An 11,784-nucleotide genomic window follows, 5' to 3' on the forward strand; every position below is an offset into this window, starting at 1 on the left:
CCAAAGTGCCGGGATACAGCTTGTTCTTCCCGGAGCCTGCAATCGAAACCGACATGATCGCCACGCCCTATCTTCTCTATCTGGGTCATTCCAATGACCACGCCGGCATCAAGACGTCGCGCGGGCTCGCCGTCTTCCGGCCGGAAATCTGCGTCGGCGAATTTCGCCACGACGATTGCGGGCTGACGCTCGGCCTCCAGCGGATGGACTTCGCGACCGCGGTTGCGGCGGGTGCGCGCACCTTGATCCTGGGCGTCGCCAATGCCGGCGGCACGCTGGGCGACGATCTGGTGGCGGACGCGATCGCGGCGATGGAGGCCGGGCTCGACATCGCCTCCGGCCTGCACGAACGCCTCAAGGACGAACCGCGACTGGTCGAGGCGGCGCGGATCCTCGGCCGCAAGCTGCACGACGTACGCGACCCGCAGCCGGGCATCCCGGTCGGCAATGGCAAGCCCCGCGCGGGCAACCGCTTGCTGACGGTCGGTACCGATTGCTCGGTCGGCAAGATGTACACGACGCTGTGCCTGGCGCGCGGACTCGCCGAGCGCGGCGTCAAGGCGGATTTCCGTGCCACCGGCCAGACCGGCATCCTGGTCGCCGGCGACGGCGTACCGCTCGACGCGGTGATCGCCGACTTCATCTCGGGCGCGATCGAGCAGCTCTCACCCGCACGGAACGACGGCGGCTGGGATCTGATCGAGGGTCAGGGATCGCTGTTCCACCCGTCGTTCGCCGGTGTGTCGACCGGCCTGCTCCACGGTGCCCAGCCCGATGCGATCGTGCTGTGCCACGACCCGGTCCGCAAGCACATGCGCGGCCTGTCGCATTTCCCGCTGCCCGGCCTCGCCGAAACGCTCGAGGCCAATATCCGGGTCGCGCGGCTGACCAATCCCGACGTGCGGGCGGTGGGCATCGCCCTCAACACGTCGGAAATGGCGGAGGACAAGGCCCGCGCTCTGTGCGCTCGGACCGCCGACGATTTCGGCCTGCCCTGTTCCGACCCTTATCGATTCGGCGTCGATGCCATCCTCGACACCCTGCTGACCGCGCCGGCCAAGGCCGGGGCGAAGGTCACGGCCTGAGCCCCCGGGAATGGCGCGCCGCCTGACCGTCCAGGGCGAGACGTTCCCGCTCAGCACGCCCTTCCGCATCTCGCGCGGCACCAAGACCGCGGCCGAGGTGGTGACGGTCCATATCGCCGAGAACGGCACGACAGGGCGCGGCGAATGCGTGCCCTATCCGCGCTATGACGAGAGCGTCGACAGCACGATCGCCGCGATCGAGGCCGTCCGCGACGCCGTACAGGCCGGCGCGGGGCGCGAGGAATTGCTGCGGCTGATGCCGGCAGGTGCGGCGCGCAATGCGGTCGATTGCGCCTTGTGGGATCTCGAGGCCAAGCTGGCGGGCAGCGACGTCGCCATCATGATCGGGCTGAAGCCATTGCGCCCGATCGCGACGGCGATGACCATCGGGCTCGACACGCCCGAGCGAATGGGCGCCGCGGCGGCGGCGCTCGCCAAAGTGCCGCTGATCAAGGTCAAGGTCGATCGCAGCGATCCGGTCGCGCAATTGCGCGCGGTGCGGGCCGCGGCGCCGTTGCCGCGCGTGATCGTCGATCCCAACGAAAGCTGGACGATCGACGAAGTGCGTTCGCTCCAGGATCTGCTGGTCGAACTCAAGATCGATTTGCTCGAACAGCCCTTGCCCGCCGGCGACGACGGCGCGCTCGCCGGGTTCGTCTCGGCGGTCCCGATCGCCGCCGACGAGTCGATCCACGAGGCGTCGAACCTCGCGGACTTGCCCGACGGCTATGGCGTCGTGAACATCAAGCTCGACAAGACCGGCGGGCTGACCGCCGCGCTCGAGCTCGCCGAGGAAGCACGGCGGCGCGGGCTGGGCGTGATGACCGGGTGCATGATCTGCTCGTCGCTGTCGATCGCGCCCGCACTGATGATCGCCGCCGACAGCGTGTTCGCCGACCTCGACGGCCCGACCTGGCTGGCCCAGGACCGCGACGGCGGCGTGACGTGCGAGGACGGGATGCTGGGCCCGCCGCGATCGGGTTTCTGGGGCAATTGAACCCAATCATCGGGGGAGGATCACCGTGTACCATTGGCTCGCCGCTGGCCTGATCCTCGCTTCCTCGATCGCGGTGCCGGCGGCCGCCAGCGAGCGCGCGTTCGACAAGGCGCTGAGCGACTTCCGCGCGCTCCATAAAAGCGAGATGCAGCGTGGCGGCATCGTCGGCAGCAGCTTCTACGTCATCCGCGACGGGCGCGTGGTGGTCGCCGACCATCTCGGCGACCAGGATGCCGACGCCAGGGTGCCGGTCGACGCGCAAACCATCTATCATTGGGCGTCGATCACCAAGACGATGACCGGGATCGCGATCATGCAATTGCGCGACCGCGGCCTGCTCGAGCTCGACGACCCGATCGTCAAATACGTCCCCGAGCTCGCCGGAGTGCACAATCCGTTCGGCGATACCGGCGCCATCACCATCCGCGAGTTGATGAGCCACAGCGCGGGCTTCGGCGGCGCGACCTGGCGCTGGCGCGACCGCGACTGGCAACCGTTCGAGCCGCCGAACTGGGCGCAGCTCAAGGCGATGATTCCTTACACGGAAGTGAAGTACAAACCCGGTAGCCGGTTCAGCTATTCCAACCCGGGCATCGTCTATCTCGGACAAGTGATCGAGCGGCTGTCGGGCGAGGATTTCGAAGTCTATATCGACAAGAACATCCTCCGTCCGCTCGGCATGTTTTCGAGCTATTTCGATCACACGCCGCCCTATCTGCTGCCGCACCGCTCGCACAGTTACTACATCCGCGACGGCAAGCGCGTGGAAGCGCCGTTCGACGTCGATACCGGGGTGACGGTGTCGAACGGCGGGCTCAATTCGCCGCTGCCCGACATGGCCAAATATGTCGCTTTCCTGCTCGGCGATCCCAAGCGCCGGGCCGACTATGACGTGGTGCTCAAGCGCTCGTCGCTCGAGGAGATGTGGAAGCCGCAGATCTCCGCCGGCGAGGATTACACGCAGGGCCGGATGGCGGCGACGACGTGGAGCGGCCTGTCCTTCTTCCTCGACAAGAGCGACGGCATCCGCATCGTCGGGCACAATGGCGACCAGAACGGTTTCCGCGCCTATCTCAGCCTGTGTCCCGACCAGGATATGGGCAGCCTGCTGACCTTCAACACCGAGACGCGCGGGGTCGAGAACGATCCGGGCAATCGCGACATGCCGGAATCGCGCATTGCGCTGGGCACCGATGAATTGTGCAAGGCGGTGAGCAAGCCGGGGAAGTGAACGCGGCGCGAAGCGTGTAGCTGGCGGCAATCAAGCTCCTCCCCGGAACGGGGAGGGGGACCATTCGCGCAGCGAATGGTGGAGGGGGCCCGCGACCAAGGAGCAGCAAGCCAGGAGGCGGCCGCAGGATGGGCCCCCTCCACCACGCGGCTATCGCCGCGCGGTCCCCCTCCCCGTTCCGGGGAGGATTTTAGCCTACCGCGCCCTCAGCAATTTCCCCGAATACCCGACCCGTTTGCCGCCCTCGAACGCCGGCTGACCATTGACCATCACCAGGTCGAATCCCTCGGCGATCGCGAAGGGGTCGACATAGGTCGAACGCGCCTTGACCCGCTTCGGATCGAACAGCACCAGATCGGCCTTCGCCCCGGCGCGGACCAACCCGCGATCGGGCAGGCGCAAGGTTTGGGCCGGAAAGCCAGTCGCCTTGCGCACCATTTCCTCGAGCGTCAGCTTCTTGTCGCGCACGACATATTCCTCGATCAATTTGGCATAAGTGCCGGTCGCGCGCGGATGCCGCATGCCGGGTCCGCCATCGGTCGAGAAGGACACATGCGGATCGACGATCAGCGTGTCCTGCAATGCCTTATCCATGGTGAAATGCGCGCCCGAACCGCCTTCCGGCCCCAGCTTGATCAGCAAGTCGGCATAATGCATCCCTTCCTGCCGCGCGGCCTGGGCCAGGGTCTTGCCGGCATAGGGCTTGGTGCCGATCAGGAGCGCCTCGGGCCCGCCGCGCCGCGTCATCCGGGCGATCAGATAGTCGCGCAATTCCTGCCGCCGCTGCGCCAGCACGCCGGCATAATCGGTCGGCGGCAAGGCCCATTTCGGGAACAGGATCGCGATCCCGGTATAGCCGGCCTCATAGGGATATTCGTCGGCAGTGAGATCGACGCCGCGCGCGCGGATCGCGGCCATGAAGTCGAGCAATTCGTGCGCGCGCTTCTCGCCCTTGCCGAACACCGATTTGAGGTGCGAGACGTGCGGCCGCGCCGGCAGCGAGGAGGTCACCAGCTCATTGATCGAGGCCTCGATCTCGTCGTCATTCTCGGAGCGCATGTGGCTCATGCAGACGCCACCGTAGCGTGCGACGACCTTGCCGAGATTGCTCAACTCGGGAGTCTCCGAATAGATGCCGGGCACATATTCCAGGCCGTAGGAGATGCCGTAGGCGCCGAGCCGGAGCTCGCGATCGAGCTGTGCCGCCATGCGCGCGAGTCCGGCGGCGTCGACGTGATGCACGGTGTCCGCCACACCCGCCGCGCGCCGCAGCGTGCCGTGGCCGGCAAGCAACGCGACGTTGATGTCGATCCGCGCGCGGTCGACCGCGTCCATCCAGCTCTTGGGATCGAGATCCTTGCCGATCCGAGGCCCCTCGCCGTCCTGGCCGAGCGTGACGGTGGTCACGCCCATCGCCAGGAATCCCTCGTAGGAATCGTGCAGCGGGTCGCCATGGCTGTGCATGTCGATGAAACCGGGCGCGAGCACCCGCCCCTCGCCCGCCACGACCCTGGTCGCCGAGACGGCGTTCCGCCCACCCGGCGGCAGGACCCGCGCGATGCGGTCTCCCGCGACGAGCACATTGGCCAGCCAGCCCGGCGCGCCGGTCCCGTCGACCAGCAGGACGTCGCGGAACAGGGTCGTGCGGTCGGCCGCCGCCATGGTGCGAACGGGCAAGCTCGCCAGCCCTCCGGCCGCCATCGCTCCACCGATCAGCTGTCGCCGCGTCAGCCGCTGGGCCATCGCCCTCTCCCTTTTATCGTTCGTTCCGACGGGCAGGCTAATCCCGAACCACGCGATTTCGCGCATAGCGTGAACGCGGTTACCCATAGCCGGCCGGCATAAGTGTCGAGGCCGACGGCCAGGCTAGAGTCCTGCCAGTCTCTCGACTTCGCCGCCGATAAGCGCGCGCGCCTGTTCTATCCCGAGCTGCTGCTCGTCGCGCAGCCGCTGCCAGACCTCGAAGCTCAACATCAGGTCGATCGTCTCGAACCGTGTCGCGTCGTCCGCGATCGATCGTGGCAGCGACGAGCGCAGGCGTTGCCGCAGCACGTCGCGCATCCGCGCATGCTCGGCCTGGATCGCCGGCGACATATGGCGATGCGCGTCGCCAGCGCGCTTGAACGGCAGCAGGCGTTCGTAGGTCGCCGTCCGGCGCTCGACGATCTCGCGCAACTGATCCTGCCACTCCAGCGATTCGAACGGGATCAGCCACATCTCATATTGCTCGGCGAGCGATGCCGTCAGCGAGGCGTAGAGCCCCTCCATGTCGTTGAAATGCCGGAACACGGTGCGCAGGCCGACGCCGGCCCGCGATGCCACTTCCTCGGCGCTCGGCGTGATATGGCCTTCGCCGATCAGCGCGATCATCGCCGCGACGATGCGCTGGCGGCTGTCCTGCGCCCGGCGGCGGCGCCCGTCGCGCGCGATGTCGGAGGAGGCAGCCATCAATTCGACCAATAGATATAGGTTTCGCCCGGGCGGGGTTTGGTGCCCAGCGGGCGGTCGATCGCGATCGGCGAGCGGATCAGCGACGGCCAGGCCGACTTGATGCTTTCGCGATCGTGCCCGGCGATCAGCCCCTTCAATCGCGCCACCACATCGGGGTGCAGCGCGGCGACGTCGCGGCGTTCGGTCGGGTCGGCCTTCATGTCGTAGAGTAAAGCGACGTGCGGCAGATCGAGCAACTGCAACTTCCAGTCGCCGTCGCGCACCACGCGGTACGGGCCGTCACGCCAGAATAAGGTATTGTGAGGCATGCCCGTCTTCTTGCTCTCGATGAACGGCAAGAGGTCGACGCCGTCGATCGCGCGATCTTTGGGCAGCGTCGCGCCGGCGACGTCGCTTGCGGTCGCGAAGATGTCGAAATGGCTGACCGGGCCGGTGATCCGCGTGCCCGGCGCGATCGTCGCCGGCCAGCGCATGAAGAACGGCACCTTGACCCCGCCTTCGAAGAAGGTCGCTTTCCAGCCGCGATAGGGTCGATTGATGTCGGGCAAACCGATGTAATGCGCGCCGCCATTGTCGCTGGTGAAGATGACCAGGGTGTTCTTGTCGAGGCCCTGAGCCTTGAGCTCGGCCATCACCCGGCCGACGCCACGGTCGAGCGCGCGGATCATCGCGGCATAGACCCGCGTCCGATGATCGGCGATCTGCGGCAGGGCGTCGTAATCCGCCTTCAGCGCCTGAAGCGGCGTGTGCGGCGCGTTATAGGCGAGGTACATGAAGAAGGGCCGATTGCGATTGGCCTTGATCGCCGCCACCGCCTGATCGGTCAAATAGTCGGTCATGTAACGCGCCGGCTTGAACCGGTCGCCGCCATTATATTGCACGCTGAACGGCAGATTGGCCCATAGGAACTTGTCGATCGGGTCGAAATCCTGCTTCGAATTCTCCACGTCGGGGCTGTTCTCAGGCAAATACATCTGGCCGCCGATCATGAAGCCCAGGCTCTCGTCGAACCCCTGATCCTCTGGGCGCATGCCTTTGGCTTCGCCGAGATGCCATTTGCCGAGATGGATGGTGTGATAGCCGCGCCCGCGCAGCAATTCGGCGATCGTGATCTCGCTGCCGGGCACGCCCTTGGGCGCCACCGTCGCGGGCTGGCGCGCGGCATCCTCGTCGAAAATCGTCTTGTGTTCCCAGTCGGTCGGGAAATTGGCGATGTTGCGCGAAAAGGCGACATCGGTGCGGATCAGGCCGGAGGGAAACCATTTCGGCGGATGCACCTCGGCCGGCGTGAATTCGTAGCCGAAGCGAGTCGGATAGCGCCCGGTCATCAGCGCGGCGCGGCTGGGCGCGCAGGTCGCGTTGCCGGCATAGCCGTCGGCGAAGGTCACGCCGTCGTGCCCGATCGCGTCGATATTGGGCGTCTTGAGCAATCCGCCCGCGACGCCGCCGCCGTTGAAGCTGATATCGTTATAGCCGAGATCATCGGCGAGGATCAGGACGATGTTGGGCGGCCGCTGGTCGGCGGGCAGCGCCGCGGTCGCCGGCCCCGCCTGCCAATTCACCGGGCGATTGTCGTAGACGTGCGGCGCGAGCCAGCCGGGAAGGTGGAGGAAGACGTAATCCTTCGACGCATAGCCGACGACGGCGAGCCCGCCGACGATCCCCAGCGTCCATTTCATCCAGCGCTTCATGCCCGTGCCTCCGGATCGAACTGCCGCCAGGCGAGGGCGAGGATGGCGAGCATGACGGCTTCGACCGCCATCGGCGGGAAAGCCCTGGCCGGCGCGCCATCGGCCAGCAGGCTGATGACGCGGCCGGTGATGGCGATGCCCAGCAACGTCGCCGGCACCAACAGCGGCGTCCGCCGGGCGCGCCACGCGGCGAGCAGCGCGAACGCGCCGCCGGTCACGAAGAAGGCAGTGAAATCGGCGCGCATCGTCGCCAGTCCCTGGGTGCCGAGCGAGACCAGGAAGAAGCGCAGCCCGGCCTGCGCGGGATCGATCAGGAAGCCGAGCCCAACCAGAATATTGAACGCCCCGACCAGCCCGACGGCAATGCGAACCCCCTTCCGCATCGGCTTCCCCTCCATATTTCGGCCAGTCTAGCGCCGGGCGCGCAAAGCGCAATGTTTCGGCATTGATAATGCCAAAATATCTGCCATCCTCCGCCGAAAAGGAACCGGGAGAGAGCGATGCGGGGCAAGGTGATCGTGGCGATCGCCATCGCGATCGTGGTGGTCGGCGGATTCGCGGGGCTGCAGCGCCAGGCCGGCACCGTCGTCCTGGCCATGGCGCTGGAAGAGCGCGCCGGGGTGGATCGCACGCGCGACCTGCCCGACGGACTGCACGTCGCCTTGTGCGGGACCGGCTCGCCCTTGCCCGACCCGGGCCGCGCCGACGCCTGCACGGCGATCATCGCCGGCCGTCACATCATGGTGGTCGATTCGGGCGAGGGCGGCGCGCGCAACATCGCGTTGATGGGCATTCCCAACGGCCGGATCGACGCCGTCTTCCTGACCCATTTCCATTCGGATCATATCGACGGACTCGGCCCGATGATGCTGTTGCGCTGGACCGGCAGCGGTGCGACCAGCCCGCTGCCGGTCTATGGGCCGCCGGGCGTGGAGCGCGTCGTCGCGGGGTTCGACGACGCTTATGCGCTCGACGCCGGTTATCGCACGGCGCACCACGGCCCGCGGATCGCGCCGCCGACTGGCGCGGGCGGCGTCGCCCGGCCTTTCGCTGTCCCCCCACGCAGGTCGAACGACCAGGTGGTGGTATTCGACGCCGATGGGCTGCGCGTGACCGCGTTCCGCGTCGACCATGGGCCGGTGGACCCGGCGATAGGCTATCGCTTCGACTATAAGGGCCGCTCGGTGGTAGTCAGCGGCGACACCGCCGCCAGCCCTGCGCTGGTCGAAGCCGCGCGTGGCGCCGATCTGCTGGTCCATGAAGGGCTGCAGCCAAGGCTGGTCAAGCTGATGACGGCAACGCTGACCAAACGCGACGTGCCGAACACCGCGCAAATCACTCGCGACATCCTGAGCTATCACGCGTCGCCCGCACTGGTCGCCCGCGAGGCGCAGACCGCCGGCGTGCGGTTCCTCGTCTTCACTCATGTCATCCCGCAATTGCCGTCGCGAATGATGTATCCTGCCTATCTCGGCGATGCCCGCCGCCTCTATGACGGCCCGATGATGGTCGGCGAGGATGGGATGATGTTCAGCCTGCTGCCCAGTTCCCACGCGATCGATTTCACGCGGCTGCCCGTCGGCTAGGCTTATCCCGAGATCGCCTTGGTACGGATGTTGAGCTGACCCGCGAGACCGGCGATGCGGTGCTTCTCGATCGCCTGGTATTCGGGCGATCGCACCATCGCCATCATCGCGACCCGCGACGGATATTGCGCCAGCGCCACCATGTCCCACGGATCCTCGACCTCGCCGATCAGGAGCTCGGTCGCTGAGCCGGCGAACAGCGCCTTCCCGCCGACCGCCTCGAGACAGGCGCCCACCCCGGCAGCGTAACGTGCATAGGCCTCGCGCCCCGACAAATGACCGTCGCTGCCGTCGGCATAGTCGGCGCGTTCCTTGAACTTGAGCAAATTGACCATGACGAACGGGCCGTCGTCGGCGCGCCCGAAAAAGGCCGCCGCCTGGTCGGCCGGCGGAAACACGGCGTTGGTGACGTTCATTGCGCGTCTCCCGCGTCGCCGCGGATCAATCCGTCGATCAGCGCGCACAAACGCTCGGGCGCATCCTCCTGGATGAAATGGCCGCCGCCTCGGATGATCCGGTGTCGTTGCCCCCTGGCGCCCGGTATGCGCTCGATGAAGACCCGTTCGCCGCCGCTGGTCACCGCGTCCTTGTCGCCGAACGCGGTGAGCACGGGCCGCTCGAACGCCTCGAGCACTTGCCAGGCCTGGCGGTTTTCCGCGACCGACGCATGGTCGGGGGTGATCGGCACCAGCGCCGGGAATTGCCGGGCGCCCTCTTTGTAGCTCTCGTCGGGGAACGGCGCGTCGTACGCGGCGATCTCGCCGGGATCGAGCTCGCGGACACTGCCGCCATTGACGATCGCGCCGACCGCGAACAACGGCACGTTCTGGCTGAAGGCAAGCCACGCATCGAACCCCGGAGACGATCCCGTCCCGATCGGCAGGCCGGTATTGGACACCACCAGCCGCGCGAAACGGTCGGGAAAGGCGGCGACCAGCCGCAGCCCGATCAGCCCGCCCCAATCCTGGCAAAAGAGGGTGATGTCGGTGAGGTCGAGCGCGCGCAGCCAATCGCTCATCCAGGCGACATGGCGTTCGTAGGTATAATCCTCGCGCGCCGCCGGCTTGTCCGACCGGCCGAACCCGATGAGGTCGGGCGCCACCACGCGATGCCCGCGCGCGACGAGATCGGGCACGAACTTGCGGTAGAGATAGGACCAGCTTGGCTCGCCGTGCATCAGCAGCACCGGCATGGCGTCGCGCGGCCCTTCATCGACATAATGGATCCGCAAGTCGGTCCCATCGGCATCGGTGACCGTCAGATAATGCGGAGCGAAGCGATAGTCGGGCAGGTCGGCGAACCGCTCGTCCGGCGTCCTCAATATCCGCATCCCGCCCCTCCCGAAATATATTGACACTAAGCGTGCCATAACATCGCCGGAGGGTCAACGCCGGAGCGCTGCCCTCTCAGCAGGGCTAATGAAACCGTTCAGCTAGTGACGGCGCGTCCGGGCGAACTCGGCGACCTTGCTCGCCAATGCCCGCGCGCGCGGGAAGATCTGGCGATCCATCGACTGGAAATCCGGATCCGAACAAACGAAGCGGAATCCGCCGGGAACGCGGATGGCGATCCCCACTACTCTCTTGTTCGCTTCGACCACGAACCTGTCCATTTCTGCACCTCCTCGATGCGCGCACATCCGCCGGGCGGACAAATCGCCGCGAACGTCGCTTGTGGGTGAAACCGGCGAGATCGGCCGGTGGAGGAGAGCCCTAGATCAGGCGCCTATCGACGTGCGCGCCCGTCCAGGGCGAGGAAGCGCTCGGTGCTGCTGCCCGGATGTATCTCGGCATATCGGATGGAGACCGCGTCGACCATGATGCAAACATGGTGCTTCCGCGCGGAAAGTCAAATCGGCGAGCCGCCGAAGACCAACGCTCGGCCGATGTCGCCGATCGCTGCGGCGACAAATTCATGATCCGACGCGCAGCTGCGTCAACATGAGGTTATGTTTGGATAAATCGGGAACCCGTCGAGCTATTCCGTACTATATCTTCGGATCGTCACGTGCCGACTGCAGATCAGTAGCGCCAAGAACAAGGTTACGCCGGCCTTTACCACACCGACAGACCGCATCTTCACACGTGCCGTCCATAAGCATGCTCGCGTTTCTACCAAGGATGCGGACATGAAGAAGGTTTGTGTTGCTTTAGCGGCGGCGTTCGCGCTCGCCACCCCGGCCGCCCAGGCGGTCGACCCGCATGTCGCGGTCAGTTCGGCCCAATATACGATCGGCATCAGTGGCTTCGTGCCGGTGGTGTGCCGCGCGACGGTCGATGCGGCGATGGTGCCCGCCCAGGGCGGCCAGGTCTCGCTAGGCTCGCTCAACGAGTTCTGCAACAACCCCAACGGCTACGCGGTCTATGCCGATTATTCGCCCGACATGGCCAAGGCGAGCCTGTTGGTCGACGGCAAGAAGGTTCCGCTCGGCAAGACCGGCTCGACCCAGGTCTCCAAGTCGAACCGCGCGGGCATCGCTGCCCACGCGGTGTCGCTCGACCTGCCGAAGGACGTCACCGCCGGCTCGATCTCCTTCCGGATCGTCGCGCTATAAGGCGGGGCAATTCTGTTGCGATGGCGCCGTCGACAATAACGGCGTCACCGTGACGGTGATCGTGTCGCTGTAATTGCCCGCCGGGGTCTTGCCCTGCCCGCCCTCGAGCAGGGTCGCCCGGATCGGCAGGATTCCCGCCGCCGCGTCGGTTCCGGCGCGCACGCAGGTGACCGTGTTGAAGGTCGGACT

The 11,784-nt window shown here is 66.4% G+C and carries 13 protein-coding genes; 5 read left to right on the top strand and 8 right to left on the bottom strand.

All coding sequences use genetic code 11. The annotated features are described in order from the left end of the window. Nucleotides 1–53: 53 nt before the first annotated feature. The 3 genes from dgcN to ACTHJR_RS11510 are packed head-to-tail and all read left to right on the top strand — an operon-like array spanning nt 54 to nt 3,313. A complete protein-coding gene (gene dgcN, locus ACTHJR_RS11500) occupies nt 54–1,085 on the top strand; it encodes an N-acetyltransferase DgcN (RefSeq protein WP_440523331.1) in 1,032 nt (343 codons plus the stop codon). A gap of 10 nt (nt 1,086–1,095) precedes the next feature. Then, nucleotides 1,096–2,082 (top strand): N-acetyl-D-Glu racemase DgcA, encoded by a 987-nt coding sequence (dgcA, locus tag ACTHJR_RS11505; RefSeq protein ID WP_440523332.1) that lies wholly within the window; start codon nt 1,096–1,098, stop codon nt 2,080–2,082. Between the two features lie 25 nt (nt 2,083–2,107). After that, the gene (locus tag ACTHJR_RS11510) at nt 2,108–3,313 is read left to right on the top strand and encodes a serine hydrolase domain-containing protein (protein ID WP_440523333.1); all 1,206 of its coding nucleotides are present in this window, start codon (nt 2,108–2,110) and stop codon (nt 3,311–3,313) included. Nucleotides 3,314–3,508: 195 nt separating this feature from the next. On the opposite strand, the gene ACTHJR_RS11515 is transcribed toward ACTHJR_RS11510, so the two are convergent. The 4 genes from ACTHJR_RS11515 to ACTHJR_RS11530 form a co-directional block, all read right to left on the bottom strand. Next, a complete protein-coding gene (locus ACTHJR_RS11515) occupies nt 3,509–5,056 on the bottom strand; it encodes an N-acyl-D-amino-acid deacylase family protein (RefSeq protein ID WP_440523334.1) in 1,548 nt (515 codons plus the stop codon). Between the two features lie 123 nt (nt 5,057–5,179). Next, the gene (locus ACTHJR_RS11520; protein WP_440523335.1) at nt 5,180–5,761 is read right to left on the bottom strand and encodes a TetR/AcrR family transcriptional regulator; all 582 of its coding nucleotides are present in this window, start codon (nt 5,759–5,761) and stop codon (nt 5,180–5,182) included. Then, nucleotides 5,761–7,455: a sulfatase-like hydrolase/transferase gene (locus ACTHJR_RS11525; protein WP_440523336.1), complete on the bottom strand. Its 1,695-nt coding sequence runs from the start codon at nt 7,453–7,455 to the stop codon at nt 5,761–5,763. The genes ACTHJR_RS11520 and ACTHJR_RS11525 overlap by 1 nt, the downstream gene beginning before the upstream one ends. Next, nucleotides 7,452–7,838 (bottom strand): DUF4345 family protein, encoded by a 387-nt coding sequence (locus ACTHJR_RS11530; RefSeq protein WP_440523337.1) that lies wholly within the window; start codon nt 7,836–7,838, stop codon nt 7,452–7,454. The genes ACTHJR_RS11525 and ACTHJR_RS11530 overlap by 4 nt, the downstream gene beginning before the upstream one ends. 117 nt (nt 7,839–7,955) lie before the next feature. On the opposite strand from ACTHJR_RS11530, the gene ACTHJR_RS11535 reads away from it, so the two are divergent. Beyond that, a complete protein-coding gene (locus ACTHJR_RS11535; protein WP_440523338.1) occupies nt 7,956–9,041 on the top strand; it encodes an MBL fold metallo-hydrolase in 1,086 nt (361 codons plus the stop codon). A gap of 2 nt (nt 9,042–9,043) precedes the next feature. Here the strand turns inward: ACTHJR_RS11535 and ACTHJR_RS11540 are convergent, their stop codons facing one another. The 3 genes from ACTHJR_RS11540 to ACTHJR_RS11550 all read right to left on the bottom strand — a co-directional run bounded on the left by ACTHJR_RS11540 (nt 9,044) and on the right by ACTHJR_RS11550 (nt 10,653). After that, nucleotides 9,044–9,457 (bottom strand): DUF1330 domain-containing protein, encoded by a 414-nt coding sequence (locus tag ACTHJR_RS11540; RefSeq protein ID WP_440523339.1) that lies wholly within the window; start codon nt 9,455–9,457, stop codon nt 9,044–9,046. Next, nucleotides 9,454–10,371 carry a haloalkane dehalogenase gene (locus ACTHJR_RS11545; protein ID WP_440523340.1) on the bottom strand — a complete coding sequence of 306 codons (918 nt, stop codon included), beginning with the start codon at nt 10,369–10,371 and terminating at the stop codon, nt 9,454–9,456. The genes ACTHJR_RS11540 and ACTHJR_RS11545 overlap by 4 nt, the downstream gene beginning before the upstream one ends. A 102-nt stretch (nt 10,372–10,473) precedes the next feature. Further along, entirely contained in the window at nt 10,474–10,653 is a 180-nt protein-coding gene (locus ACTHJR_RS11550; RefSeq protein ID WP_440523341.1) for a hypothetical protein, read from the bottom strand. A 516-nt stretch (nt 10,654–11,169) separates the two neighbouring features. Between ACTHJR_RS11550 and ACTHJR_RS11555 the strand changes: the two genes are divergently transcribed. Beyond that, nucleotides 11,170–11,595: a hypothetical protein gene (locus ACTHJR_RS11555; RefSeq protein ID WP_440523342.1), complete on the top strand. Its 426-nt coding sequence runs from the start codon at nt 11,170–11,172 to the stop codon at nt 11,593–11,595. On the opposite strand, the gene ACTHJR_RS11560 is transcribed toward ACTHJR_RS11555, so the two are convergent. Further along, a partial coding sequence (locus ACTHJR_RS11560; RefSeq protein WP_440523344.1) for a hypothetical protein occupies nt 11,590–11,784 on the bottom strand: 195 nt, incomplete at its 5' end. The two genes, ACTHJR_RS11555 and ACTHJR_RS11560, sit on opposite strands and share 6 nt — an antisense overlap.

Origin of the sequence: Sphingomonas sp. (genome assembly GCF_051962185.1) — a bacterium.
GTDB lineage: Bacteria > Pseudomonadota > Alphaproteobacteria > Sphingomonadales > Sphingomonadaceae > Sphingomonas.